The organism is Pseudomonas sp. sp1636 (assembly GCF_030376615.1).
In the GTDB taxonomy this organism is placed as follows: Bacteria; Pseudomonadota; Gammaproteobacteria; order Pseudomonadales; family Pseudomonadaceae; genus Aquipseudomonas.
In genome coordinates this window covers 214,769-238,825 of record NZ_JARRAB010000001.1, presented here as the reverse complement: position 1 = coordinate 238,825, position 24,057 = coordinate 214,769, and the positions used below count along the sequence as shown (strand labels likewise).

Below are 24,057 nucleotides of genomic sequence, written 5' to 3'. Positions count from 1 at the left end.
GCTTGAGCCGTTTGGCAAAGGCATCGCAGGCCATGTTCAGGCTGGAGCAGACGGTTTGCGGGCAGACGTAGAGCGCAATGCCGAGCATGGCGAGTGGCTCATAGGGAAGAGCTGGCGATTGTTGACGCAAAGTTGGCGTGCGCGCCAATCGCCATCCGCCACTTTGCCGACAATACTGGAGGCAGCCTTTGCCACGGAGCCGCGTCCATGAAGCACCCCAATGCCGAACTCATCAGCCGTTTCTACCAAGCCTTCCAGCAGCGTGACGCCGAGGCCATGGCGGCTTGCTATGCCGATGATGTGCGCTTCAGCGACCCGGTGTTCGGGGATTTGCGCGGCCGCGAAGCCGCGGACATGTGGCGGATGCTGACGGCGCGGGCGCAGAACTTCTCGCTGACCTTCGACCACGTCGAGGCGGACGAGCGGCAGGGCCGCGCGCAGTGGGTGGCGACCTACCTGTTCAGCCAGACCGGCAACACGGTGGTCAACCGTATCGATGCCCACTTCGTTTTTCGCGACGGCAAGATCGTCGAACACCGCGACCAGTTCGACCTGTGGCGCTGGGCACGTCAGGCCTTGGGCATGCAAGGGCTGTTGCTGGGCTGGGCGCCGCCGGTGCAGAACGCCATCCGGCGCCAGGCGGCCAAGGGTTTGGCGCAGTTCAGAGCCTCTCGCTAGCAGGCCGTTGAAAAACTACCTGCGTTGGCAATACTGCGTTAAAAACGGCCTCGGAATGCTCATTTACAGCCAGTAAACTCCGCTTCCTCGGCCGTTTTTGCCTTGTCTTGCCTGCCTCGCCTACATTTTTCAACGGCCTGCTAGCGCTTGCTTCACGGCTTTTAGCCGATTTAACCAACGCAATGGTAGGCTTTCTGGTCTGAACCCTCAGCGACCTCCGGCGCAAGCTGTAAACCTGGACTATTCGTTGAATAACAGACCGCTGCAGAGCGCGGTGCTAACCGGGAGCAGTTGCCCTTCAGCTGCCAGCCAAGAGCCAGTCCGTCAGGAAGTCTGATCATGAGTGTAATGTTGCTGTCCGCAAGCAAAGCCAAGGCCTGGAGCGTGCACGCCGTCACTGCCAGCGGGGTGATTCTGGCGTTGCTGGCCTTGTTGGCCGTACTCGATGGCCGGCCGCAGGTCTGTCTGCTCTGGTTGGGCCTGGCGCTGTTGGTGGACGGCCTGGACGGCACCCTGGCGCGCAAATTCGACGTCAAGGGGGTGTTGCCGCACTTCGATGGTTCGACCCTGGATCTGGTGATCGACTACCTCACCTATGTGTTCATTCCGGCGATCTTCGTGTATCGCTTCATTCCTCTGCCCGAATACACCCTGCTGCTGTCGGTCGGGGTGATCCTGCTGTCGTCGTTGTTCTGCTTCTGCAACCTCAACATGAAGAGCCAGGACAACTACTTCGTCGGTTTTCCGGCGGCCTGGAACGTGGTGGTGGTGTACCTCTACCTGCTGGACTTCGCTCCCTGGCTGAGCTTCGCCACTGTCCTGCTGCTGTCGGGCCTGACCCTGACCAAGATGAAGTTTCTCCACCCGTTTCGGGTCAAGCAGTTCATGCCGCTGAATATCGGCGTAACCCTGGTGTGGATGGCGGCCTGCGCCTTGCTGGTCGTGCAGTACCCACTCAACCAGACCTGGCTGCTGCTGGTCTGGGGGCTGGCCTCTGTCTATTTCGTCGCTATCTGCCTGTGGCGCACGGCCCGCGAATGGTTCGCCTGACTCGGTTGGTGGGCTGTGCCTGCGATGACTGAGGCCACCGGCAAAGCCTGGTTCGTCTATCTGGTGCGGGCGCAGAACGGCGCGCTCTATTGCGGGATCAGCGACAATCCGCAGCGGCGTTTCGCCCAGCACCAGAGCGGCAAGGGCGCGCGCTTCTTTTACTCCAGCCCGGCGCTGGCGCTGGTCTACACCGAAGCCTGTGCGGGCAAGGGCGATGCCCTGCGCCGCGAGCGCACGATCAAGCGGCTGGGCAAGGCGGCCAAGGAAGCGCTGGTGGCAGGCGGCAGTCTTATCGCTGTGGCTGATGGCGAGCTATCAGGCTAAGCGGGTAGGCCGTTGCTGTCGGCGCGGGTAAGCTGCTGGTTTAGCCATCGCTGCGGAGCCTGTCATGCACGAGCTGATCTTGCACCATTACCCGACCTCGCCGTTTGCCGAGAAGGTTCGCCTGCTGTTGGGCTTCAAGCAACTGTCCTGGCGTTCGGTGCTGATCCCGGCGGTGATGCCCAAACCGGAGCTGACCGCCTTGACCGGAGGCTATCGCAAGACCCCGGTGCTGCAGGTCGGCGCCGACATCTATTGCGACAGTGCCCTGATCGCCCGGCGTCTGGAGGCGGAAAAGGCCATCCCGGCGTTATTCCCCGAAGGCCAGGAATTCAATGTCGCCGGCATCGCCCAGTGGGCCGACTCGGTGCTGTTCCAGCATGCGGTCAGCCTGGTGTTCCAGCCCGCGTCCATTGCCGCCCGTTTTGGCCGTTTGCCGGCGGAATTCCTCAAGACCTTTATGGCCGACCGCAGCGCGCTGTTCAGTGGCGGCCAGGCCAGCCGCCTGCCGCTGGAGCTGGCCCGGCACCAGTGGCCAAGCCTGATGGCCCGCTTGCAGCAGCAACTGGAGCGCGAAGCGGGCGACTTCCTGTTCGGCGAGCCCTCGCTGGCCGACTTCGCCATGGCTCATTCATTGTGGTTCCTGCGCGGTACCCCGGTGACGGCGCCACTGGTCGACGACTACCCGGCCGTCGCCGCATGGCTGAACCGGGTGCTCGGTTTCGGCCACGGTGCGCATAGCGAGATGAGTGGCGAAGAGGCCATCGCGCTGGCGCGTGACGCCACGCCAGCGGCCTTGCCGAATGAGCCGTTGGTCGAGCCCAACGGCTTCCAGGCCGGCCAGCGGGTGGCGATCGCCGCCGTCGACTACGGCGTCGATGCGGTCGAGGGCGAGTTGCTGTTCAGCGGCCGCGAAGAGCTGATCCTGCGCCGCGAAGACCCGCGTGCCGGGGTGGTGCATGTGCATTTCCCGCGATTGGGCTTCGCCATCAAGGCGCTGTAATTACAGGTCGCGGGCGGGTTCGGCCGATGCTGGCGGGTGGGCGCCCGCATTCAGAAGGCCGCGCGCATGGCCGGCGGGTTGTAGCCGTGGATGATCTCGCCGCGCACATCGAGCAGCGGCACGCCGCGCCCGCCCAACGCCTGAAACGCGGCCTGGCCGGCGCGGCTCTGTTCGATATCGACTTCGCGGTAGGCAATGCCCTCCTCGGCGAGCAGCGCCCGGGTCTTGGCGCAGTAGCCACACCATTGGGTGGCATACAGCACCACCTCGGCGCGGCCGTTGGCCGGCGCCGGGTCGAACCAGTCTTGCAGCCGCCCCCAGTGCTGGTAGAGCGCCAGCGCCGTGAGTAATACGAGAATTTTCTTCATGGGCGTTGCTTGGTCGCGGTAGCAGGGGGCTGGCGCTGCAGTTCGCCGGCCAGTTGGCGAAAGTAGAGTATGCGCTCGTAGCACAGGGTCAGCTCGCCGCTGATGCGGTTATACCAGGCATCCGGCGCGCCGCAGGCCGCGAGCCTGAGGGTCAGGTCGCGGGGCAGGTCGAAGGTCTGGCTGGCTTTGTCCGCGATCGCTTCCACTTCGCCCGAGGCGCGCACCCGCTCGAGCAGTTCGACGCCGCCATCGAGATGCTGGGGCGGCGGCTCATAAACCACCGCGATACGATGGCGCACAGGTTGATCCGGGGGCCGGCGGAAGTAGTCGCGGATCCAGTTCACCGCGTGCTCCACCTGCTGGTATTCCTCCGGGCAATAGAGGGCTCGCTCATAGGGCAGCCCGGTCTCTTCGATGATCCATTCCAGGCGCTGCGGGTCGCTGCCGTAGGCCAGGCAGGCGATATTGAAGAAGCGCTGGGCATCCAGTGCATGGCTGTCCCAGGCCTTAATCTCTTCCTGACCGGGCGTTTGTCGTTGCCATTCCAGGCGCCAGTAATCGGCGACGTCGAGCAGCCTGGCGTAGAAACCGGCATCGCGCTGGCGCTCGAACAGCAGGAACAGGCCCATAAAGCCCAACTGGTCGGCGGCATCCTCTTCGCGGCCGAGCACCGGCAGCTTGAGTTCGCTGATCAGCAGGTGGCCCATTTCATGCAGCAGGGTGAATTCGGCGTTGGCGGTGACGAAACGCAGCTCATCGACCGCCCTGGTCGGCTCCGGCTCCGCTTGCGCCAGGCTCGCCAGCAGCAGGCCCAGGCCGATGAGCGTTGCGGTGCGTCGCCGTTGCATGGCTCGCGGCCTCAGTCCTTGCGCCGCTTGAGCTGATCGGTCAGTTGGGTCGGCAGGTTGCGGATGGTCAGGGTGTCCTGGGCTTCGTCATACTCGATTTTCGAGCCGAGCAGGTGCGACTCGAAGCTGATCGACAGGCCTTCGGCGCGGCCGGTGAAGCGGCGGAACTGGTTGAGCGTGCGCTTATCGGCGGGAATCTCCGGCGACAGGCCGTAGTCCTTGTTGCGGATATGCTCGTAGAAGGCGCGCGGACGTTCCTCGTCGATCAGTCCGGAGAGCTCCTGCAGGCCCATGGGTTCGCCCAGCTTGGCCTGGCTGCTGGCATAGTCGACCAGGGTCTTGGTTTTCTCGCGGGCGGCTTCTTCCGGCAGGTCTTCGCTTTCGACGAAGTCGCTGAAGGCCTTGAGCAGGGTACGGGTCTCGCCCGGGCCGTCGACGCCTTCCTGGCAGCCGATAAAGTCGCGGAAGTACTCCGAGACCTTCTTGCCGTGCTTGCCCTTGATAAAGGAGATGTACTGCTTGGAATGGGCGTTGTTCTGCCATTCGGAGATGTTGATCCGCGCCGCCAGGTGCAGCTGGCCGAGATCCAGGTGTTTGGCGGCGGTCACGTCCAGCGCCTCGTTGACCGCCACGCCCTCGCTGTGATGGAGCAGGGCGATCGCCAGGTAATCGGTCATGCCCTGCTGGTAATGGGCGAACAGCACATGGCCGCCGGTGGACAGGTTGGACTCCTCCATCAGCTTCTGCAGGTGCTCGACCGCCTGGCGGCTGAAGGCGGCGAAGTCCTGGCCGCCGTCGAGGTACTGCTTGAGCCAGCCGCTGAACGGATAGGCGCCGGACTCGCCGTGAAACAGGCCCCAGGCCTTGCCCTGTTTGGCGTTGTAGCTCTCGTTGAGGTCGGCGAGCATGTTCTCGATGGCTTGCGAGGCGCCCAGCTCGGTATCGCGGGCATGCAGCACGGCAGGGCTGCCATCGGGCTTCTTGTCGATCAGGTGGACGATGCAATGGCGGATCGGCATGGGCGGTCTCTTGGGAATCGGCTAAGCATTGGATGGCGCGCAGTTTACCCGAGAGTCCCGGCTTGGGTCGCCCGTCGCCGCTGCAGGGTGTGCAGCCGCTCGATCACATAGCGCAGGTGCACATGCAGCTCATACAGCTCGTTGGAGTAGGACAGCGGCACCTCGACCTTGGCCAGTTCGTCCTCCAGCTGTTCCAGGCGCTCGACTTCGCTATCCAGGCGTGCCGGCAGGGTGCCGGCATCCAGTTGCCGGTCGATCTCGCGCAGGTGTTTGTACCAGCGGTAGATGCGCGCGCGGATGCGCCAGCGATACAGCGGCCCGACCGCCTTGAGCAGCGGCACCAGCACCACGAGCAGCGGGATCAGCAGGATGATGTAGCGGTCGGCCAGCGAGGCGATGCGAAACGGCAGGTAGCGCTGCAGCAGCGGCAGGCCGTTCTGGTAGTAATGTTCGGCAGCGCCGGACAATTCGAAGGTGCGTGGCGCGGCGCTGGGAAAGGCGCCGGCCGGATCGAGCAATGTGCCGTGCTTCATCACCTCGCGGCTGGCCTCGAGGAATAGCGGCACCAACCCGGGGTGGAAGTCCTGGTTGATCGCCAGGGTGGCCACCGGGGAGAGGGTGACGGTGGTCTGCGGTGGGCTGTTCTGCGCCAGGTTGAGCAGGCCCTCGTCGATAGTCACGCGCTTGAAGAACGGCAGGCGGGCTTCATAGGCGGCGGCGCGGCGGAAGTTGGCCAGGCGCAACGCCGGGTTGGCCGCCAGTTGCTGTACCCGCGTATTTTCTGCCGGGCCGACGAAAAAGCCGGCGTCCAGCTCGCCGGCGTTGAGGGCGGCGGCGGCCTTGTTACCGCCCAGATCCTGCCAGCTCGCGGAGTATTGCGTTGGGCTGATGGCGTTGGCGGCGAGGATCGCCTCGCTGGCCGCACGGGTGCCGCTGCCGACGCTGCCCAGGGCCAGGCGCAGCGGCAGCAGGTCGGCGATGCGCTCGAGCGCAATGTCCTTGCGGTAGAACAACCACAGCGGTTCCTGATACACCGCGCCCAGGCTGTGCAGGCGGGCGCGGTCGGCATCTTCGAGCTGGCGCTCCAGGCCGCTCTGCACCAGGGCGATCTGCACGGCGGGTTGCTCGGCCAGCAGGCGCTCGAGGTTGTCTCGCGAGCCGGCACTGGGCACCAGGCTCAGCTCGAAGCCTTCCCTGGCCAGTTGCGTCTTCAGCTTCTCGGCGAATAGCCGGTAATTGCCGCCCTCCGCGCCGGTGGCCATGCGGGCGTGCATCGGTGGCGGCGGGGCGACGAAATAGAACAGCGCGCCAATCAAGGCGGCCAGCACCGGGACGATCCACAGGTTGGCCAGCAGCATGATCTTCAGGTCTTTGAGCACACGGCGCATGGGGCTTCCTTTCGGCGGGTTCGCTGCAAGGATAGAAGCATCTGCGGCTTCAGGTCACCTTTGCCGCCTGCATGGGCGGATGGCGCGCGCAATCGAGCAGCGCCAACCCGCCGAGCAGCCCCAGGGCATACCAGGCATCCACGCCGAGCATGATCAGCACCAGGGCGCAGAGCAGCGCGCTGAAGCTGGCCAGCCAACGCCAGAGGCCACGCAGCAGCACTGCGCCTGCGGCCATGCTGAGCAGGTAGATGACCACGAAGTTGCCGTTGGCGTAGCGGATCAGGTCGTCCACCGTGAGGTTGAGCAGACCGGCCAGGCTGGCGCACAGGGCGCAGCCCAGCACCACCAGCAGCAGGGCGCGGGCGGGTACGCCGTGGTGGTTGCGCCGGGCCAGGCGGGCCGGCAGTTTGCCTTCGTCGGCCAGGCTCCAGATCAATCGGGCGAAACCCTGGATGTAGACGTTGATCGAGGCGAAGCAGGCCAGGTAGCCGACCACCGCGACCAGCCAACGCGCCCGCTCGCCCAGCAGCAGGTCGAACAGCCGCGGCAGCGAGGCCGCATCCGTCTGCACATTGCCGTAGGCGTTGAAACTCAGCACCGCCACCGAACAGGCCCAGTACACCAGGCCGGCCAGCAGCACGCCGAGTAGCAGGGCCAGGGGGAAGTCGCGTTCGGGGCGTTTGAATTCTTCGCCCATATGGGTAAAGGCCTCGATGCCGACGAAACACCAGAACATCACCCCCAGCGCCGCCGGCAGCAGCTGCCAGGAGCCCTGAATGGGCGGCAACAAGGGGTGGTCGGTGCGCGGCAAGTCGCCGACCCACCAGATCAGCGCGACGCTGCCGATAATGGCCACGGCGATCAGCCCCTGCAGCAGCCCCGAGGCCTTGGCCGGACGCTGGCCGAGCAGCAGGATGGCGCCGAGGGTGGCGAGCTGGATGGTCAGCGCCTGGCCGCGATTCAAGTCGACCACGGCCTGCCAGAAACCGCTGGCGATATTCAGTGCCGCCGGCAAGCCGACCGGCAACACGGCGAGGAACAGCCAGGCGCTGAGGCGCTCCATGCGCGGGCCGAAGGCGCGGCCGATCAGGTGCGGCGCACCGCCGGCATGGGGGTGGCGACGACCCAGTTGGGCGAAGGTGAAGGCGATCGGCAGCACCAGGGCGATGAGGATCATCCAGGCCCATAACGAGGCGGCGCCAGCGGCGGTGGCGGCCAGCGCCGGCACGACGAAAATGCCGGTGCCGAGCAGCGATGTGCTGAGCAGGCCGATGCCTTGCAGCAGGCCCAGTTCCTGGTTGAGGCGGCTCATAAGGTATGCTCGTGTCCTTTCGAAGAATGTCGCCATATTAAGCCGCCAACCCGCGGCAAGCTGCCGGCTCTGACCGGCAAAATGGCGCTATTACCCGTCAATCTGTTTTTGCATGAGACGCCCCGAGTGGACAAGTTCGATCAGCAGATCCTCGCCCTGTTGCGTGCCGATGCCCGTCTGGCCGTGAGTCAGATCGCCCGTGAAATCAATCTGTCGCGTTCGGCGGTCGGCGAGCGCATTCGCCAGTTGGAGCAAAGCGGCATTATCAGTGGCTATCACGCCCGGATAGCCGCGCCGGGCGATGCCGGCATAAAGGCCTACCTGGAGCTGTTCTACCAGGGCGGGCGCTGCGAGCACTATGTCGAGCGCATGCGGGTATTTCCCGAGGTGCGTCGTTGCAGCGGTATCAGCGGCGAGACCGACATGCTGGTGTATCTCGAGGCGGCGTCCATGCAGCGCTTCAGCGAGATCCGCGGGCAGATCGAAAACTTCCCCGGCATGCAGAAGGTCAAGACCCATGTGGTGGTCAAGGATTGGGCATTTTGAGCCGGCCCATGCGTATCCTCCACACCTCCGACTGGCACCTCGGCCAGCATTTCATGGGCAAGACCCGCCAGGCCGAGCATCAGGCGTTCTGCGCCTGGCTGATCGAGCAGGTGCGCGCGCATGAGGTCGATGCGCTGCTGATCGCCGGCGATGTGTTCGACACCGGCGCGCCGCCCAGTTACGCCCGCGAGCAGTACAACCGTTTTGTCGTCGAGTTGCGCGGCAGCGGCTGCGAGCTGGTGGTGCTCGGCGGCAACCACGACTCGGTGGCCATGCTCGGCGAGAGCAAGACCCTGCTGGCGCAGCTCGGTACCCGGGTGGTTCCCGGCGTTTGCGAGCAGCTTGCCGAGCAGTTGCTGGTGCTGCATCGGCGCGACGGCACGCCCGGCGCGCTGCTCTGCGCCGTCCCCTTTATCCGTCCGCGCGATGTGCTGCTGAGCCAGGCCGGGCAGAGTGCGCAGGACAAGCAACTGTCGTTGCAGCAGGCGATCGGGCAGCATTACCAGGCGCTGTATGCCCTGGCCGAGGCCCGGCGCGCCGAACTGGGCGGCGAGCTGCCGATCATCGCCAGCGGGCACTTGACCACGGTCGGTGCCAGCGCCAGCGAGTCGGTGCGCGAGATCTACGTCGGCAGCCTGGAAGCCTTCCCTACCAGCGCTTTTCCGCCGGCGGCCTATATCGCCCTGGGCCATATCCACCGGCCGCAGAAGGTCGGCGGTTTGGAACATATCCGTTATTGCGGTTCGCCGCTCCCGCTGAGTTTCGATGAGGCCAGACAGCAGAAGGAGGTGCTGCTGGTCGAGCTGGAGGGCAGTGCTTTGCGCAGCGTCACGGCCTTGCCGGTGCCGCGTTTGCAGCCGCTGTTGGCCTTGCGCGGCTCGCTCAAGGTGCTGGAAGCGGCGATTGCCGAGGCCGCGCAGCAGGGCAGCAGCGCGCGGCCGGTGTGGCTGGAAGTGCAGGTGAGCAGCGATGACTACCTCAGCGACCTGCAGTTGCGCATCGCCGCGCTGTGCGAGGGCCTGCCGGTCGAAGTGCTGCGCATCCGCCGCGAGCGCGGCACTGCCGTGGCCGCGCTGCCGGGCCAGGCTAAAGAAACCCTGGACGAACTGAGCGTGGAGGAGGTGTTCGCCCAGCGCCTGAGCAGCGAAACCCTGGACGAAGCGCAGCAGGCCCCCTTGCTCGCCTTGTACCGCCAGGTGGTCGGCGAACTGCGCGAGGGCCAGGCATGAAGATCCTCAGCCTGCGCCTGAAAAACCTCAACTCGCTGAAGGGCGAGTGGAAGATCGATTTCACCGCCGAGCCGTTCAAGGACAACGGCCTGTTCGCCATCACCGGGCCGACCGGTGCCGGCAAGACCACCCTGCTCGACGCCATCTGCCTGGCCTTGTACCACCGCACGCCGCGCATGAGCAGCGTCTCGGCCAGCGCCAACGAGCTGATGACCCGACACACCGGCGATTGCCTGGCCGAGGTCGAATTCGAGGTCAAGGGAGCGCGTTACCGCGCCTTCTGGAGCCAGCGCCGTGCCCGCGACAAGGCCGGCGGCGCGCTGCAGGCGCCCAAGGTGGAGCTGGCGGCGGCCGATGGCAGCATCCTCAGCGACAAGATCAGCGAGAAGCTGCGCGAGACCGAGCGCCTCACCGGCCTCGATTTCGAGCGCTTCACCAAGTCCATGTTGCTGGCCCAGGGCGGTTTCGCCGCCTTCCTCGAGGCCAATGCCAACCAGCGCGCCGAGCTGCTGGAAGAGCTGACCGGCACCGATATCTACGGCCAGATTTCCCAGCGCGTGTTCGAGCAGACCCGCGAGGTCAAGGTCGCCCTCGACCAGCTGCGTGCCAGGGCCGAAGGCGTCGAGTTGCTCGGCGACCAGCAGCGGGATCAACTCAGTGCTGAAGCCGAGCAGTTGACGCAGGATGAGCAGCGCCTGGCGCTTGAGCAAGCCAGCGCGCAGGCCCAGCAGCAGTGGCGTGAGGCGAGCGCTGCCGCCCAGGCGCAATTGCAGCAGGCCCGCCAGCAACTTGATGCGGCCCGGCAGGCGCAGCTGCAGGCACAGCCGCAGTTGCAACAATTGGCCGCCAGTGTGCCCGCCACCCAGTTGCAGCCGCTGTACCACGAGCTGCAACGGCTACGTCGGCAGTTGCACGACAGTCAGGCTCAGGCGCAGCAGCTGCAGACGCAGCATGCGCAGGCGCTGCAGCAGATCAGCCAATACGCCTGGCAAGGTCAGCAATTCAGTCAGCAGGCTTTGCAGGTAGAGCAGCAGGCTTTGGCGGACGTGCAGCAGCGCGCTGATGAAAACGTGCAACAACTGGCGCGGCAACCCCAGCGTGCACAGCTCGGGGCGCACCTGCCGGTGTGGCAAGAGCAGTTCGATGCCTTGCAGCAGGGCGAGCTGGAGCAGGCGGCTGAACAGGCCGAGCAAGAGAAGACCGGCCAGATACTGAGCGAACTAGGCGTCGAGCTGGCTCGGCAACAGGTCGCGCTAAAGACAGCCGAGACGGACTATCAGCAGGCCGAGCAGGCGGCCCGCGTGGCCCAGCAGCAGCTCGACCAGGTGTTGGCCGGGCAGGACGATGCCGCGCTGCGTGAGCAATCGCAGCAACTGACTGAGCGCGGGCGTGTCCTTGAGCATCTGCAGCTTATCGAGACGCAACGTCGGCGCGATGTTGTGCTGCAGGCCCAGAGCCAGGCGCAACTGAGCGAACAGCAGGGCGAGCTGACAGAGTTGAACCGTCGGCGTGAGGCATTGCGCAGTCAGTTCGTCGACCTCAAACAACAGATCGCCGATAAACAGAAGCTGTTTGAGCAGGAACAGCGCATCCAGCAACTGGAGCAGCATCGCGCGGCGCTGCAGGTCGATGAGGCTTGCCCCTTGTGCGGTTCCCATGAGCATCCGGCAATCGCTGAATATCAGGCGCTCGATCCCTCGCAAACTGCCCAAGCCTTGCAGGCCAAGCAGCATGAGCAGGATGCGGTGCGGGCGCAGGGCGAGGCGCTGAATAAGCAACTGGGCGTGATCGAGGCGCAGGTCGCGCACAGCCAGGCTCAGCTCAGCAGCGCCGAGCAGGGGCTGGCAGAGTGCAGCCAGCGCTGGCAACAAGGCTGTGAGCGACTCGGTGAGCTGCTTGTGGATGCCGCGGCGCTGCTCGTCGCACAGCAACAGCACGAGCAACAGCTGGCGGCGCAGCAGTCACGGCTGACCCGGCTCGATCAGCTCAAGCGCGCGCTGCAGGGGTGCGTTGATGGGCGTTTGCAGGCTGAGCGCGAACTCAATCGCTGCCGTGCCCAGCTGGAGTCACTGCTGGCCAGACAAGGCAGCCAGCAACAGCGTCAGCTCGACAGTCAGGCGCACATGCAGCAGCTGGTGCGCAAACAGGCTCAACGTCAGGCACGGCTAACCAGTAGTTTGCAGGCACTGGGCTATGCCTGGCCTGAAACCCCAGTGCGCTGGCTGCAAGAACAGCAGCAGGCGTGGCAGCATTGGCAGGCTGAGCAGGCGCTGAGCCAGAGCTTGGCCAGCCAAGTGCAAGCGTGCAGGCATGCCGTGCAGTCTGCGCAGGAGCAGGCGTTGGTCTGGCAGCAGCGCTGGGTCGAGCAAGGTGCGCAGGCGTTGCCACTGCTTGTCCCGGCGGCGCAGCCCCTAGAGCAGTTGCACAGCCTGCAAAGCAGCTGGCCGGCTGCCCAGCAGCAACGTGATCGGTTACAGGGCCAGTTGCACACCGTGCGGGCGCGTATCGAGACTGAACAAGGCGAGCAGCTCGCCCAGTGCGAAGCCTGGCAGCTGGCACTCGCGGCAAGCCCGTTTGCCGATGAGGCGCAGTTTCTTGCGGCCGTGCTGGATGAGGCGCAACGTTTGAACCTGCGTGAACTGGAACAGCGGCTGGGGCATGCCATCACCGCCGCGCAAGCCCTGGAAATGGGGGCGAGCCGACGTCTGCTTGAGTTGCAGGCCAGCGAGCCGGCTGGGCTCTTGGCGGATGGCAGCGATGAACAGGTGCGGGATCATATTCAGCAGCTGATGACCCAGCTCAAAGCCCTGAGCCAGCGCCAGGGCGAAATCCGCGCCCAGTTGCAGGGCGACGATGCGCGGCGGCAGACTCTGCACAGTCTGTTCGCCGCGATCCAAGCCCAGCAGGCCGCGTACGACCTCTGGCAGCAACTCAACAGCCTGATCGGCTCGGCCGACGGCGCCAAGTACCGCAAGTTCGCCCAGGGCCTGACCCTCGATCACCTGGTCTACCTGGCCAACCAGCAACTGCAGCGCCTGCATGGCCGCTACCAGTTGGCGCGACGCAGCAGCGGCGAGCTGGAGCTGGAAGTGATCGACACCTGGCAGGCCGATATCGCCCGCGACACCAAGACCCTGTCCGGCGGCGAAAGCTTTCTGGTCAGCCTGGCCCTGGCGTTGGCGCTGTCCGATCTGGTCAGCCACAAGGCCAGCATCGATTCGCTGTTTCTCGACGAGGGCTTCGGCACCCTCGACGGCGAAACCCTGGAAGTCGCTCTGGATGCCCTCGACAGCCTCAACGCCAGCGGCAAGATGATCGGCGTGATCAGCCATGTGGAAGCGATGAAGGAGCGCATTCCGGTGCAACTGAAGGTGCACAAGGGCGTGGGCATGGGCTATAGCGGGCTGGACAAGCGCTTTGCCGTGGTCGGCGGGGGATAGCAGGCCCCCACAGGCAACCCGTAACCGGGAGATGGCGGCGGAAAAGCCGTAGTTGGCTGTTTTTGCCGTTCTTTCTCGTTAAATCGCCTGCTATTCGCCGCGAAAGATCGGCAAGCCCGGCTCAGCCCGGATTTCTCCTCGCGACGCACGGTCAAGCCCGACAGGCTGCGGGTTTTACCTATACTGATGCCGGCGCCCAGGAAGAAGGCGCTGCAATAGCCCACGGATGACCACTCTCGTTACGTTGACGGAGCACGCGCGTTGACCAAGGCACTTGTCTGTTTTGTGCTTGTTTGCTGCTTGCCCTCCATGGTCACGGCCGCCTCAGCCGCAAGGTCTGAGTTGAAGCTGTGCTTTGAGGATCAGGACTCCTATCCCTGGGTGATGACCGATAATTCCGGGCTCAATCTGCAACTGCTCGAGCTGGTCGAGCAGGCCTTGGCGCTGCAGTTCGAGTTCGTTGCGGTGCCCTGGAAGCGTTGTCTGTCCGGCCTGGCGCGGGGGACATACGATGGCGCCTTCTCCTCCAGTTTCAAGGCCGAACGCTTGGCTCTCGGCCGTTATCCAACGGCTGCCGACGGCCGGCTGGATGAGCGCAAGCGCCTGCATACCTCGAGCTATGCCCTGTACCGGCGCAAGGGCAGCCTGCTGGGCTGGGACGGCAACGAGTTTCGCCGGCTCAGTGGCCGCATAGGTTCGCTGAGTGGTTTTTCCATCGTCGACTTCATTCGCGAGCATGGCGCCGAGGTGGATGAAAGCAGCCGCGATCCACTGGCGTTGTTGCACATGCTCAGGCATGGCCGCATCGAGGCGGCGGCGTTGCAAAGCCTGCGTGCCGATTTTCTCCTGCAGGCCCACCCAGCGTTGGCGGCCGCGATCGAGAAGGTCACATTACCGCTCGAGGAGAAAGCCTATTACCTGATGCTGTCGAATGCCTACGTCGCGGCCAACCCGACCCTGGCCAAGGCCATCTGGGCCGAGATAGAACGCCAGCGCGAGGCGCCGGAGTATCGGGCGCGGGTGCAGGCTTTCCTGGCCAGGCCCGCACCCTAAGGCCATTGCATCGGCTTGCCGTCGCCGACGGTGGCGCGTCGGCATGGTGCATGACCCCGGGTAGCCGGGTGCGCCGTGGAACGCGCGGGCGTGCTCATGACGTCGACCGGCGTGGTGTGTCGCTGAAGCCGAGGGCATACTCCTTGGCGAGATCAAGCTCGATCTTGGGGCATCGAAGCAGAGCCTGGGTCGAATAAACCATTCACAGCAGGATTGCCCGTGATTGCCGTATTTGTAGTTAACAGCCTGGTCGTGATCATCGCCGTCATCATCCACTACGAGTTTCTGTTTCGGCTGACGCTGCTGTTGCCACGACTCAAGGTGCGCCATCGTTTTCGCATCGTGCTGGGCGTCGGCGGTGCGCTGATTGCCCATGCCGTGGAGGTGTGGGTTTTTGCCTACGCCTACTTTCTGATGCACCGCGCCGGTGGTCGCTGGGGCTACCTGGAAGGAAACTTCAACGGCAGTTTGCTGGACTGCGGGTATTTTTCCTTCACCACCTTTACCACCCTGGGTTTCGGCGATATCCAACCGCACGGCGACCTGCGTTATTTGACCGGCATCGAATCGCTCACCGGGCTGGTGCTGATTACCTGGACCGCGTCTTTTCTATTTGTGGAGATGCAACGGTTCTGGAACACCCGCTAGGTTGTGATGGGCGCTGCCCATGAGCAAGCCCGCCCTTACGCCTCCTCCCGCGTCCGCGCTCGGGGGAGGCAAATTGGCGGGTGCTGCGACGCCCATGGGCCGGCGATTTGCCGTGGGCATGCGGCCTGCCTATGGTCATAAGCAGCAACCTCGGGAATCGTAGGCGGCCGTTGCAATATCTAGGCGAGGCCGCCACGACCAGGCAAATGGCCGAAACGCAACGTAGCGGAGTAACGGCCGCAGGCTGATCCGCGGGGCGAGCGAAGCGAGTCAAAAACAGAGTTTACGGGTTGCAAATACGCATTTTGCGGCCATGGTTACCGCAGTATTGGCAAGGCAGGTGGTTTTCAACGGCCTGTTAGGCACGGATCGGCGGGATTGCCGTGCCCAGGGTTCCGCGCCGTCAACCAACAGGGTGGATCAATCATGTCTTTATTGGCCAAGCAACTCGGACGGCTTCTCTCGGTGCTGGCACTGTGGGGGCTGCTCGCGGCCGCCCAGGCACAGCAAACGGTGGTGGTTGCCTCCAAGATCGACACCGAGGGTGCGGTGCTGGGGCAGTTGATCTATCAGGCGCTGCAGCGTGGCGGGGTGCCGGTGACGGATCGCACCCAGCTCGGCGCCACCCATATAGTGCGCAGTGCCCTGATCGCCGGTGAAGTCGGCATCTACCCGGAGTACACCGGCAATGGCGCGTTCTTTTTCGACGGCGTCGACAGCCGCCTGTGGAAAGACGCCGAGCAGGGCTACGCCAAGGTCAAGGCGCTGGATCTTGCCGCCAACCGACTGGTCTGGCTGCAACCGGCCAAGGCCAATAACACCTGGGCGATGAGCGTGCGCGGCGATCTGGCGCGCGCCCATGGTCTGAAGACGCTGGACGATCTGGCCCGTTACCTGGCCGCCGGTGGCGCCTTCAAGTTCGCCGCCAGCGCCGAGTTCGTCGAATCGCCAGCGGCATTGCCGGCCTTCCAGCAGGCCTACGGCTTCACCCTGACGTCCGAGCAGTTGCTGATCCTGGCCGGCGGCAATACCGCGGCGACCATCCGCGCCGCGTCGCTGCAGACCAATGGGGTCAATGCGGCCATGACCTACGGCACCGATGGCGGCTTGAGCGCCCTGGATCTGCAGGTGCTGGAAGACACCCGGGGCGTGCAACCGGTCTATCAGCCTGCGCCTGTGGTGCGCGCGGATGTGCTCGAGGCCTACCCGCAGATCGCCGGGATTCTCCAGCCGATCTTCGTCGCCCTGGATCTGCCGACCTTGCAACGGCTCAATGGCGAGGTGGCGGTGCAGGGCGCGGAACCGGCGCAAGTGGCGGCGGCGTTCCTCGACAGCCTGGCGCAATGATGCGCGCATGACGCTGCCACGACGGGCCAATACGGTTATCCCGGTGCTGGCGTTGCTGGCGCTGGTGCTGCTGTGGAGCCTGGATTTCGTCAGCATCCAGCCCAACCGTATCGCCCCGGGCCATGGCCTGGGGCTGCTGACGGCCGTGGGGCCGGCCTGGGCGCTGCTGGTCACGGGGCTGTTGCTGGTTTGCCCCTGGCTGGCGCTGCGGCCCTCGCCCCTGCGCTACTGGTTGACCCTGGCGGTGCTGTTTGTCCTGTTGCTGCAATTGCCCCTGAGCCTGGCCTGGTGTGTCGCGCGGCATATCGGCGCGGACATGCCCTACGCGCGGGTCGGCATAGGCGCGGCTGGCTGGGGCCTGCTGTTTCTGCTCGGCTTGCTGTTGATCGAGGTGCAGCAGCGCATTCGTCTCGCGCGGGTCTGGCTGCTCGGGATGGTCGTCGCCCTGGCCCTGCTGCTGTGGTCGCTCGCCCGGTTGGGGTGGCTGGAGCCGTTGGCGCTGCTGCGCGAGTACCAGTCGCGCCGCAGCCAGTTCGCTGCCGCCCTGTATAGCCATCTGGCGCTGGTGGGCGGGGCGGTGGGTTGCAGCCTGCTGTTCGGCTGTGCCATCGCGCTGTTGCTCAACCGTTATCCGGCTGCGCACAAGGGCAGCATCGGCCTGCTGAGCTTTATCCAGACCATTCCCAGTCTGGCGCTGTTCGGTTTGCTGATCGCGCCGCTGAGTTATCTTTCGAGCCAGTTTGCCTGGCTGCAGCAGCTGAACATCCGCGGTATCGGTTGGGCGCCGGCCCTGCTTGCCCTGATCGCCTACAGTCTGCTGCCGATCGTGCGCAACACCTGCGTCGCCCTGCAGGCGGTCGAGCCCAGCGTGATCGACTCCGCGCGCGGCATGGGCATGAGTCCCGCCCAGGTGTTCCTGCAGGTGCGTTTGCCGTTGGCCATGCCGTTGATCATCGAGGGCGTGCGGGTCACCAGCATCCAGGCAATCGGCCTGACGGCGGTCGCCGCGCTGATCGGTGCGGGCGGCTTTGGCACCTTTATCTTCCAGGGTTTGGGCCAGTCGGCGATGGATCTGATCATCCTCGGCGCCTTGCCCATCATCGCCCTGGCGCTGCTGGCGGACAGTCTGTTCGGCCTGCTGGCCGAGCGTTTCGACCCTGGAGCGAGGCGATGATCGAGCTGCGCAATGTCAGCAAGCTGTTCGCCCAGACCCGGGCGGTGGATGACATTTCCCTGAGCGTGGCAACCGGCGAGCTGTGCGTGCTGGTGGGAACCTCGGGCTGCGGCAAGTCGACCACCCTGCGCATGATCAATCGCCTGCTCCCGCACTCGGCGGGCAGTATTCGTATCGCTGGCCAGGACATCGAGCGGATCGATCCGCAACAGCTGCGCCGGGGCATCGGCTATGCGATCCAGAGCATCGGCCTGTTCCCGCACTGGACGGTGGCGCGCAATATCGCCGTGGTGCCGCGCCTGCTCGGCTGGTCGGCCGCGCGCAGCCGGCAGCGGGTCGAGGAACTGCTGCAATTGCTCGAACTGGCACCGGCCGAGTTTGCCGGCAAATACCCCCATCAGCTGTCGGGCGGCCAGGCCCAGCGGGTCGGGGTGGCTCGCGCGCTGGCTGGCGACCCGGACATCCTGTTGATGGACGAACCCTTCGGTGCGCTCGACCCCATCACTCGCGAGAGCCTGCAGAACGAGCTGTTGCGCATCCAGCAGCAGGTGCGCAAAACCATCGTCTTCGTTACCCATGACATGGACGAAGCGCTGAAGCTGGCCAACCGCATCGTGGTGATGGACCGGGGGCGGATCGTCCAGCAGGACAGTCCGCAGGCGCTGCTGGCCAAACCGGCCAATGCCTTCGTCGAGAACCTGCTCGGCGGCCAGGAACGCGGCCTCAAGCAGGCCGGGCTGTTGCGCGTGGAGGCGCTGATGCAAGCGCTGGTCACGACCGCCGAACCGGTCGCCGGGCCCCGGCTCAAGGCCACGGACAATCTGCGCCAGGCGCTGTCGCTGATGCTCTGGCATCGCTGCGGCAGCCTGCCGGTGGTCGATGAGCAAGGCCGGCAGATCGGTGTGCTGCAGCTGGATACGCTGCTGAGTCGACCCCGGTGAGCGCGTTCGCGTTGCTGCGTGGCGGCGCCTGGCAACCGCTGCTGTGGCTGACCCTGTTGTTGGCGGCGGCGCTCGGGTTGGCGGAACTGGACGGGCTGTTTCGTCTGCTCGAACCGGACAGCCGCACGGTGATCTACGGCCGCGCCGCCTTCATCGACCTGCTCGGCAGCCATCTGCTGTTGGTCATGCTGGCGGCCGGCGTTTCCAGCCTGCTCGGGGTGGGCGCGGCGATCATGGTGACCCGGCGCTGGGGCGCGGATTTTCTGCCGCTGGTCAGCCAGGTCGCCTCGATCGGCCAGACCATACCGCCGGTGGCGGTGCTGGCCCTGGCGGTGCCCGCGCTCGGCTTCGGCAGCGGGCCGACCCTGTTCGCCCTGATCCTCTATGGCCTGCTGCCGATCCTGCGCAACAGCCTGGCGGGCCTGCGCGGTATCGACCCGGCGGTGCTGGAGGCGGCGCGCGGCATGGGCATGGCGCCGCTGCAGGTGCTCGCGCAGGTGGAGTTGCCGCTGGCCTTGAACGTTATCCTGGCCGGTATCCGCACCTCGGTGACCATCAATATCGCCACCGCGGCTATCGGCTCCACTATCGGCGCCAGTACCCTGGGCGACCCGGTGATCTCGGGGCTGGTCACCGGCAATACGGCCTTTATCCTGCAGGGCGCGATCCTGATCGGCCTGCTGGCCGTGGCGGTGGACAGCCTGTTCGAGCAACTGCAACGGCGAGCGCCGGGAAGCAGCGAGGCAAAGTGAAGGGTGTTTTCGTCGCCGGTTGCCATCTCCGGGAAGCCCCGTGGGGCGGGTGCGACCCGCCAGGTCAGCAGGACCCGGCGGGTTGCACCGATCCTCCGCCTGCCGGTGCGCTTGGCCAATCGCTGCGCGGCGGCTATTTCTTCTTGCGGTTGCGCCGGCAGGATTTCGCCTGCTGCTTGCGCTGGATCTTCTTCGTCTTGCCGGCGGCGGGTTTACGCAGCGTGGGCGCCGACTCTCCGGGCTCGGGCAGGCTGTAGCCTAAGTAATTGGGTCTGGGGGTCAGGCGCCGCTGCAGCAGACCCAGTTCGATCTGCACATCCTCCCAGTCGCCCACTATGGGCAGCTCGACCGCTTCGGCGGCGAAGGCCTGTTCCATCAAGGGTGCGGCCTCGACCGCCGCGAGGGTGCACAGGTCGTTGATCAGCAGGGCATTGAGGCAATCATCCCGTCCGGCAAAACGGGCCAGTTGCTCGCTGAGAATGGCGACGCAGCGCTCGCGGCTTTCGGGAAAGGCCTGGGCGATCGCGGTCAGGGACGCCATGGCACGTGACACGTGCCCAGGTATCGTTGTCGTCGTCTCCGAGATAGGCCGTGAGGGGGGCAATCGCGGTCGGTCCGATCCGCCCGAGGGCCGCCGGTAGTTCTTCCGCCACCCAGTCGTCCATTTCGGCGTGGCGGAACTCGCCGATCAGGGTGTCGATGGCGGCCTCTGCCCGCAGCTCGCCGAGGGCGCGCCAGGCATGCACGCAAGCATAGGCTTCGAGGTCGTCGGCTTCGCCGTCATAGAGGGTGACGGCCTGGGCCAGGCGGCAGAGTTCCGGCACATCGGTTTCGCTCAGGCCGAGTTGCCGGTAAGAAATCCCGTCCTGGTCAGCGAGCGGATCGCCCAGCGCCAGGAGTTGGGCACGGGTGGGCGGTAGTCGCTGAACGGCATGGGATATCTCCCGCATATGAAAGTCGAAAGAGGCAGATGGTACGTGAGCAGCGGTTGGCTGCTCACGGAGCACCATCCGCATGCCTCGGGGCATGCGCAGCTTCGTAGCCCGGATGCAATCCGGGGAGCGGTTCTGTAGGCGCCAGGTTTTCCCGGATTGCATCCGGGCTGCTGCTGTAGGGCGTAGACGCCACGCCGCGGCCTGTACGCCGAGACTGTGGACAAGGCTTCGCATGTCGCCCCTACGACCAGCGTTCTTGCCGCCAGCTCTGCTGCTGTTCGGCGCTGAGAAAGGTCCAGGCGACGAAGCGGCTTTGCTTCTGCCCCTGGGCCATTTCCACGGTACGCACTTCGCGGGCGCCTGCTTGTTTCAGGGCGCTATAGACGCCGGGCAGGTTGCTCGCCTTGGAAATCAGGCTGGTGAACCAGAGCACCTGCTGGGCATGCTCTGCGCTTTCCTTGATCAACCGGGCGACGAAGGCCGCCTCGCCGCCCTGGCACCACAACTCCGCGGCCTGGCCGCCGAAATTCAGCAGCGGCAACTTGCGCTTGGGGTCGAGCTTGCCCAGGTTGCGCCATTTGCGCTGGCTGCCGCTGCTGGCTTCGGCGGCCGAGGCGTGGAACGGCGGGTTGCACAGGCTCAGGTCGAAGCGCTCGTCGGCCTGCAGCAGGCCCTGGAAGATATGCGCGCTATCGGTCTGTAGGCGCAGTTCGATGGCGCCGGCCAAACCGGGGTTCGCCTGCACTATGGCCTTGGCCGAAGCGATGGCGCTGGCGGCGATATCCGAGCCGAGGAATTGCCAGGCGTATTCGCGATTGCCCAGCAGCGGGTAGATGCAGTTGGCGCCGACGCCGATATCCAGTGCGCGCACCTGGGCGCCGCGCGGTATTTCGCCAGCATTGCCGCTGGCCAGCAGATCGGCCAGGTAGTGCAGATAGTCGGCGCGCCCCGGAATCGGCGGGCACAGGTAGTCCGCCGGAATATCCCACTGGCTGATGCCGTAGAACTGCTTGAGCAGCGCCCGGTTGAACACCTTGACCGCCGCCGGGTTGGCGAAGTCGATGCTCTGCTTGCCGTAGGGATTGATGATCACGAACGCCGCCAGCTCCGGACTGGCCTTGATCAGCGCGGGAAAGTCGTAGCGACCCTGGTGGCGGTTGCGCGGGTGCAACTGGCCCTTGGCCGCATCGGGCCTGGCCGGCAAAGGAGAGCGCGGCGCGGAGGGTTTACGGCTGGGGCGTTTGGGTGGCAGGGACATGCTGGCGGTATCGGCAGAGGCGGAGCGCGGCATTTTCCCATAGCTGCGGCGGCGGTGCTGGAAAAGAGTAGGCTCGATGGTTTGCTTTCGGCTATGCGCAGAGCCAGCCGCCGGCTAAGCGATATTCAGCCACATCGCCAGGTAGTCGAAAAACAGGCAATACAGCGCGATCGGCAGCGGTAGGCCAAGCAGGGTGCCGAGCAGGTAATGGCGAAGGCGCACGCCGGACAGGGCGAGGCTGTAGTTCAGTGCCGGCACGGTTTGGAACAGCGTGCGCAGGGCAATGATGCTGGCCAGCGGATGGCGGTCGAGGCCGGCCAGCAGGCGTTGCGCCAGGCGGCTGTCCAGTTCGCGCAGGGCGTTGCCGCCCAGGGTGCGGATGCAGATGAAGGTGAACCCGCAGGAGAAGCAGGCAGCCAGGTAGGTGACGATGCCGCCGTAGACGCGGCCGAGGGCCAGCACCGCAGCCGCGAGAAAGATCCAGCCGGGAATCTGGATCAGGTTGCCCAAGGCAAATAGCAGGATGAACAGCAGCAGGCCGCTCACCGGGTGCATCAGGATCAGCGTTTGCAGGGATTCCAGGCTGAACTGGGCGCGAATGCCGAGAACTTCGAACAGCACGAACAGACCCAGGAGAAAGAGGATCACCAACAAGAGTCGATGCGAGCTGCGCATAACGGGCCTAAACGGTCAGGGGTAACCGAGTATGGCCTTGATCTGTGGCAGGTGCGCGGCTATCCATTGCGGATCGAGTGCGCCCCAGTCGCGGATTTCATAGTGCCCGGCGTTGTTGCGTTCGCCCGCCTCCTGCACGAACGCGCAGTCGATATCCAGATCCGCCAGGGCGGCCAGGGTGTCCTGGGCGGTGCGCCGCGGCATGCCGGTGGCGTCCATCAGTGCCGGCACGCTGCAGGCGCTGCCACTGTCGATCAGCCAGGCCACGTAGAGGCGGCGATAGAAGCTGGTTTTGGTCTTGCTGACATCCATCGCCAGGGAACTCCTGCGGCAAGGACAGGCTGCGCCGCTACGCGAGCACAGCCTGTTATAAGCGAACGCTGCTGAACCGTCAGGCCAGGGTGGCGATACCGATATAGGTCGCCGCACCGGCCAGGTAGCCGAGCAGGGCCAGCCAGCTGATCTTCTTCAGGTACCAGATGAAGTTGATCTTCTCCATACCCATGGCCGCCACGCCGGCCGCCGAGCCGATGATCAGGCAGCTGCCGCCGGTGCCGGCGCAATAGGCCAGCATTTCCCAGAAGGTGCCATTGACCACGAAGTTACCCAGCCAGCCATCGCCGCCGGCCGCCGCCAGCATGTCGGGGTTGGTCAGCGGGTACATTTTCATGGCACCGGCTACCAGCGGCACGTTGTCGACCACCGAGGACAGCAGGCCGATGGCGATGTTGATGGTGTAGACGTTGCCCAGGCTCTCTTTCAGGGCGGTGGCGACCTGGGTCAGGTGGCCGGCGGTGGCCAGGCTGGAGACGGCGAGGAGGATGCCGAGGAAGAACAGCACGCTGGTGGTGTCGATCTTGCGCAGTACGCCGACCACCGACAGCGGGTGCTTGTCTTCTTCGTTCTTGCCGCGGTGCAGCACTTCGGTGACCACCCAGAGGATGCCGAGGCCGAACAGGATGCCCATGTACGGCGGCAGGTGGGTGACGGTCTTGAACACCGGCACGAACAGCAGGGCGCCGATGCCGAGGATGAACACCAGGTTGCGTTCGAACGCGGTGGTCGGGTCGCGACGCTCTTCCTTGGTTGGTTTTACCACCGGACGCTCGAACTCGCCCTTCATGGTCAGGCTGAGGATGAACAGCGGTACCAGCAGGCAGACCAGGCTGGGGATGAACAGTTGGGCGACGATGCCGCTGGCGGTGATCTGATTGCCGATCCACAGCATGGTGGTGGTCACGTCGCCGATCGGCGACCAGGCGCCGCCGGCGTTGGCGGCTACCACCACGATGCCGACGAAGAACCAGCGCTCGTGCTGTTCCTTGATCAGCTTGCGCAGCAGGGAAACCATGACGATGGTGGTGGTCAGGTTGTCCAGCGCGGCGGAGAGGAAGAAGGTGATGAAACCGACCATCCACAGCAGGTGCACGCGCTTGTTGGTGCGGATGCGGTCGGTGATGACCTTGAAGCCTTCGTGGGCGTCGATCAGTTCGACGATGGTCATGGCGCCCATCAGGAAGAACAGGATCTCCGAGACTTCACCGAGGTGGTGGCGCAGTTCGGTCGTGACTTCATGGGACGCGCCTTCTCCTGCCAATAGCGGCAGGATGCTGTCGGCGCCCAGCACCAGTACCGTCCAGCAGACCACGGCGGTGAGGATGGCCGAGGCGGCCTTGTCGATTTTCAGTGGGTGTTCGAGGGCGATGCATAGATATCCGAGCACGAATATCAATGCCATTAGTACGTATGCAAACATAGGCTGAGTTTCCAGTCAGAAGGTTAAGGTTAAGGTTTGAAATCGTAAGAAAAATGCTGAGCGGCAGCCTGCATCAAGAATGCTTCGAGCGGAAAGCGTCGCGCCAATTGGCGGCGTTTATAGGCGATTCCAGGTTGCACTGCGTTGATGCTGGACAAGAATAGAAACCTTATGTCGTTCAGTTGAGTCGTGCCGATCCAGGTCGGCATTGACCGCTGCCGGGGGCGTCTTGCGGCCACTGCTTGAGTGCGCCGATAGGGCATTTTTCCGCTCAGAAAAAAGCCCGCGATCTTGCGACGGCGGGCTCTGTTCACGG

25 protein-coding genes are annotated in these 24,057 nt (G+C 64.9%); 14 read left to right on the top strand and 11 right to left on the bottom strand.

Going from position 1 to position 24,057, the window contains the following annotated elements; translation table 11 throughout:
* The first annotated feature begins 207 nt into the window (after nucleotides 1-207).
* The 4 genes from P8H27_RS01125 (at nucleotide 208) to P8H27_RS01110 (ending at nucleotide 3,052) form a co-directional block, all read left to right on the top strand.
* Nucleotides 208-678 carry a nuclear transport factor 2 family protein gene (locus tag P8H27_RS01125; protein WP_289634774.1) on the top strand — a complete coding sequence of 157 codons (471 nt, stop codon included), beginning with the start codon at nucleotides 208-210 and terminating at the stop codon, nucleotides 676-678.
* 339 nt (nucleotides 679-1,017) lie between these two features.
* Nucleotides 1,018-1,728 (top strand): phosphatidylcholine synthase, encoded by a 711-nt coding sequence (gene pcsA / locus P8H27_RS01120; RefSeq protein ID WP_289634773.1) that lies wholly within the window; start codon nucleotides 1,018-1,020, stop codon nucleotides 1,726-1,728.
* Between the two features lie 24 nt (nucleotides 1,729-1,752).
* Nucleotides 1,753-2,052, top strand: coding sequence for a GIY-YIG nuclease family protein (locus P8H27_RS01115; RefSeq protein WP_289634772.1), 300 nt, complete (start codon nucleotides 1,753-1,755; stop codon nucleotides 2,050-2,052).
* A 64-nt stretch (nucleotides 2,053-2,116) separates the two neighbouring features.
* Complete coding sequence (locus P8H27_RS01110) at nucleotides 2,117-3,052, top strand: glutathione S-transferase family protein (protein WP_289634771.1); 936 nt, start codon at nucleotides 2,117-2,119, stop codon at nucleotides 3,050-3,052.
* A 50-nt stretch (nucleotides 3,053-3,102) separates the two neighbouring features.
* On the opposite strand, the gene P8H27_RS01105 is transcribed toward P8H27_RS01110, so the two are convergent.
* Genes P8H27_RS01105 through yjeH form a run of 5 tightly spaced genes read right to left on the bottom strand, consistent with a single transcriptional unit; the run spans nucleotide 3,103 to nucleotide 7,987 of the window.
* Nucleotides 3,103-3,420: a glutaredoxin family protein gene (locus tag P8H27_RS01105; RefSeq protein ID WP_289634770.1), complete on the bottom strand. Its 318-nt coding sequence runs from the start codon at nucleotides 3,418-3,420 to the stop codon at nucleotides 3,103-3,105.
* Nucleotides 3,417-4,268 (bottom strand): DUF4344 domain-containing metallopeptidase, encoded by an 852-nt coding sequence (locus tag P8H27_RS01100; RefSeq protein ID WP_289634769.1) that lies wholly within the window; start codon nucleotides 4,266-4,268, stop codon nucleotides 3,417-3,419. Before P8H27_RS01100 ends, P8H27_RS01105 begins: the two co-directional genes overlap by 4 nt.
* Nucleotides 4,269-4,279: 11 nt before the next feature.
* Nucleotides 4,280-5,287, bottom strand: a complete 1,008-nt coding sequence (gene yejK / locus P8H27_RS01095) for a nucleoid-associated protein YejK (RefSeq protein WP_289634768.1) — start codon at nucleotides 5,285-5,287, stop codon at nucleotides 4,280-4,282.
* A 44-nt stretch (nucleotides 5,288-5,331) separates the two neighbouring features.
* Nucleotides 5,332-6,675: a TAXI family TRAP transporter solute-binding subunit gene (locus P8H27_RS01090; protein WP_289634767.1), complete on the bottom strand. Its 1,344-nt coding sequence runs from the start codon at nucleotides 6,673-6,675 to the stop codon at nucleotides 5,332-5,334.
* A 49-nt stretch (nucleotides 6,676-6,724) separates the two neighbouring features.
* Nucleotides 6,725-7,987: an L-methionine/branched-chain amino acid transporter gene (yjeH, locus tag P8H27_RS01085; RefSeq protein WP_289634766.1), complete on the bottom strand. Its 1,263-nt coding sequence runs from the start codon at nucleotides 7,985-7,987 to the stop codon at nucleotides 6,725-6,727.
* Nucleotides 7,988-8,113: 126 nt separating this feature from the next.
* On the opposite strand from yjeH, the gene P8H27_RS01080 reads away from it, so the two are divergent.
* The 9 genes from P8H27_RS01080 (at nucleotide 8,114) to P8H27_RS01040 (ending at nucleotide 19,117) form a co-directional block, all read left to right on the top strand.
* Complete coding sequence (locus P8H27_RS01080; RefSeq protein ID WP_289634765.1) at nucleotides 8,114-8,533, top strand: Lrp/AsnC family transcriptional regulator; 420 nt, start codon at nucleotides 8,114-8,116, stop codon at nucleotides 8,531-8,533.
* 8 nt (nucleotides 8,534-8,541) lie between these two features.
* Entirely contained in the window at nucleotides 8,542-9,762 is a 1,221-nt protein-coding gene (sbcD, locus tag P8H27_RS01075) for an exonuclease subunit SbcD (protein WP_289634764.1), read from the top strand.
* A complete protein-coding gene (locus P8H27_RS01070; protein ID WP_289634763.1) occupies nucleotides 9,759-13,202 on the top strand; it encodes an AAA family ATPase in 3,444 nt (1,147 codons plus the stop codon). Before sbcD ends, P8H27_RS01070 begins: the two co-directional genes overlap by 4 nt.
* A gap of 342 nt (nucleotides 13,203-13,544) precedes the next feature.
* Nucleotides 13,545-14,255: an ABC transporter substrate-binding protein gene (locus tag P8H27_RS01065; protein WP_289634762.1), complete on the top strand. Its 711-nt coding sequence runs from the start codon at nucleotides 13,545-13,547 to the stop codon at nucleotides 14,253-14,255.
* A gap of 219 nt (nucleotides 14,256-14,474) precedes the next feature.
* Nucleotides 14,475-14,903 (top strand): potassium channel family protein, encoded by a 429-nt coding sequence (locus tag P8H27_RS01060; RefSeq protein ID WP_289634761.1) that lies wholly within the window; start codon nucleotides 14,475-14,477, stop codon nucleotides 14,901-14,903.
* A 426-nt stretch (nucleotides 14,904-15,329) separates the two neighbouring features.
* A complete protein-coding gene (locus tag P8H27_RS01055) occupies nucleotides 15,330-16,250 on the top strand; it encodes an ABC transporter substrate-binding protein (protein ID WP_289634760.1) in 921 nt (306 codons plus the stop codon).
* A 7-nt stretch (nucleotides 16,251-16,257) separates the two neighbouring features.
* Nucleotides 16,258-17,424, top strand: coding sequence for an ABC transporter permease (locus P8H27_RS01050; RefSeq protein WP_289634759.1), 1,167 nt, complete (start codon nucleotides 16,258-16,260; stop codon nucleotides 17,422-17,424).
* Nucleotides 17,421-18,365, top strand: coding sequence for an ABC transporter ATP-binding protein (locus P8H27_RS01045; RefSeq protein WP_289634758.1), 945 nt, complete (start codon nucleotides 17,421-17,423; stop codon nucleotides 18,363-18,365). The genes P8H27_RS01050 and P8H27_RS01045 overlap by 4 nt, the downstream gene beginning before the upstream one ends.
* Nucleotides 18,362-19,117, top strand: a complete 756-nt coding sequence (locus P8H27_RS01040; RefSeq protein WP_289634757.1) for an ABC transporter permease — start codon at nucleotides 18,362-18,364, stop codon at nucleotides 19,115-19,117. The genes P8H27_RS01045 and P8H27_RS01040 overlap by 4 nt, the downstream gene beginning before the upstream one ends.
* 133 nt (nucleotides 19,118-19,250) lie before the next feature.
* Here the strand turns inward: P8H27_RS01040 and P8H27_RS01035 are convergent, their stop codons facing one another.
* The gene (locus P8H27_RS01035; RefSeq protein WP_289634756.1) at nucleotides 19,251-19,658 is read right to left on the bottom strand and encodes a hypothetical protein; all 408 of its coding nucleotides are present in this window, start codon (nucleotides 19,656-19,658) and stop codon (nucleotides 19,251-19,253) included.
* Between the two features lie 199 nt (nucleotides 19,659-19,857).
* On the opposite strand from P8H27_RS01035, the gene P8H27_RS01030 reads away from it, so the two are divergent.
* Nucleotides 19,858-20,037 carry a hypothetical protein gene (locus P8H27_RS01030; RefSeq protein ID WP_289634755.1) on the top strand — a complete coding sequence of 60 codons (180 nt, stop codon included), beginning with the start codon at nucleotides 19,858-19,860 and terminating at the stop codon, nucleotides 20,035-20,037.
* A gap of 256 nt (nucleotides 20,038-20,293) precedes the next feature.
* Here the strand turns inward: P8H27_RS01030 and rlmF are convergent, their stop codons facing one another.
* From rlmF to P8H27_RS01005, 5 genes are all read right to left on the bottom strand, one after another.
* A complete protein-coding gene (gene rlmF / locus P8H27_RS01025; protein ID WP_289634754.1) occupies nucleotides 20,294-21,310 on the bottom strand; it encodes a 23S rRNA (adenine(1618)-N(6))-methyltransferase RlmF in 1,017 nt (338 codons plus the stop codon).
* 114 nt (nucleotides 21,311-21,424) lie between these two features.
* A complete protein-coding gene (locus P8H27_RS01020) occupies nucleotides 21,425-21,985 on the bottom strand; it encodes a VTT domain-containing protein (RefSeq protein WP_289634753.1) in 561 nt (186 codons plus the stop codon).
* Nucleotides 21,986-22,000: 15 nt separating this feature from the next.
* Nucleotides 22,001-22,297 carry a winged helix-turn-helix domain-containing protein gene (locus tag P8H27_RS01015; protein ID WP_289634752.1) on the bottom strand — a complete coding sequence of 99 codons (297 nt, stop codon included), beginning with the start codon at nucleotides 22,295-22,297 and terminating at the stop codon, nucleotides 22,001-22,003.
* Nucleotides 22,298-22,376: 79 nt separating this feature from the next.
* Complete coding sequence (gene nhaD / locus P8H27_RS01010) at nucleotides 22,377-23,741, bottom strand: sodium:proton antiporter NhaD (RefSeq protein WP_289634751.1); 1,365 nt, start codon at nucleotides 23,739-23,741, stop codon at nucleotides 22,377-22,379.
* Nucleotides 23,742-23,770: 29 nt separating this feature from the next.
* Nucleotides 23,771-24,055, bottom strand: coding sequence for a hypothetical protein (locus tag P8H27_RS01005; RefSeq protein WP_289634750.1), 285 nt, complete (start codon nucleotides 24,053-24,055; stop codon nucleotides 23,771-23,773).
* Nucleotides 24,056-24,057: the final 2 nt, after the last annotated feature.

What these genes read in the sequence shown, in the direction of transcription:
- P8H27_RS01125 (WP_289634774.1), top strand. Translation starts at nt 208, where the DNA reads ATGAAGCACCCCAATGCCGAACTCATCAGCCGTTTCTACCAAGCCTTC.
- pcsA (WP_289634773.1), top strand. Translation starts at nt 1,018, where the DNA reads ATGAGTGTAATGTTGCTGTCCGCAAGCAAAGCCAAGGCCTGGAGCGTG.
- P8H27_RS01115 (WP_289634772.1), top strand. Translation starts at nt 1,753, where the DNA reads ATGACTGAGGCCACCGGCAAAGCCTGGTTCGTCTATCTGGTGCGGGCG.
- P8H27_RS01110 (WP_289634771.1), top strand. Translation starts at nt 2,117, where the DNA reads ATGCACGAGCTGATCTTGCACCATTACCCGACCTCGCCGTTTGCCGAG.
- P8H27_RS01105 (WP_289634770.1), bottom strand. Translation starts at nt 3,420, where the DNA reads ATGAAGAAAATTCTCGTATTACTCACGGCGCTGGCGCTCTACCAGCAC.
- P8H27_RS01100 (WP_289634769.1), bottom strand. Translation starts at nt 4,268, where the DNA reads ATGCAACGGCGACGCACCGCAACGCTCATCGGCCTGGGCCTGCTGCTG.
- yejK (WP_289634768.1), bottom strand. Translation starts at nt 5,287, where the DNA reads ATGCCGATCCGCCATTGCATCGTCCACCTGATCGACAAGAAGCCCGAT.
- P8H27_RS01090 (WP_289634767.1), bottom strand. Translation starts at nt 6,675, where the DNA reads ATGCGCCGTGTGCTCAAAGACCTGAAGATCATGCTGCTGGCCAACCTG.
- yjeH (WP_289634766.1), bottom strand. Translation starts at nt 7,987, where the DNA reads ATGAGCCGCCTCAACCAGGAACTGGGCCTGCTGCAAGGCATCGGCCTG.
- sbcD (WP_289634764.1), top strand. Translation starts at nt 8,542, where the DNA reads ATGCGTATCCTCCACACCTCCGACTGGCACCTCGGCCAGCATTTCATG.
- P8H27_RS01070 (WP_289634763.1), top strand. Translation starts at nt 9,759, where the DNA reads ATGAAGATCCTCAGCCTGCGCCTGAAAAACCTCAACTCGCTGAAGGGC.
- P8H27_RS01055 (WP_289634760.1), top strand. Translation starts at nt 15,330, where the DNA reads ATGTCTTTATTGGCCAAGCAACTCGGACGGCTTCTCTCGGTGCTGGCA.
- P8H27_RS01050 (WP_289634759.1), top strand. Translation starts at nt 16,258, where the DNA reads ATGACGCTGCCACGACGGGCCAATACGGTTATCCCGGTGCTGGCGTTG.
- P8H27_RS01045 (WP_289634758.1), top strand. Translation starts at nt 17,421, where the DNA reads ATGATCGAGCTGCGCAATGTCAGCAAGCTGTTCGCCCAGACCCGGGCG.
- P8H27_RS01035 (WP_289634756.1), bottom strand. Translation starts at nt 19,658, where the DNA reads ATGGCGTCCCTGACCGCGATCGCCCAGGCCTTTCCCGAAAGCCGCGAG.
- P8H27_RS01030 (WP_289634755.1), top strand. Translation starts at nt 19,858, where the DNA reads ATGCACGCAAGCATAGGCTTCGAGGTCGTCGGCTTCGCCGTCATAGAG.
- rlmF (WP_289634754.1), bottom strand. Translation starts at nt 21,310, where the DNA reads ATGTCCCTGCCACCCAAACGCCCCAGCCGTAAACCCTCCGCGCCGCGC.
- P8H27_RS01020 (WP_289634753.1), bottom strand. Translation starts at nt 21,985, where the DNA reads ATGCGCAGCTCGCATCGACTCTTGTTGGTGATCCTCTTTCTCCTGGGT.
- P8H27_RS01015 (WP_289634752.1), bottom strand. Translation starts at nt 22,297, where the DNA reads ATGGATGTCAGCAAGACCAAAACCAGCTTCTATCGCCGCCTCTACGTG.
- nhaD (WP_289634751.1), bottom strand. Translation starts at nt 23,741, where the DNA reads ATGTTTGCATACGTACTAATGGCATTGATATTCGTGCTCGGATATCTA.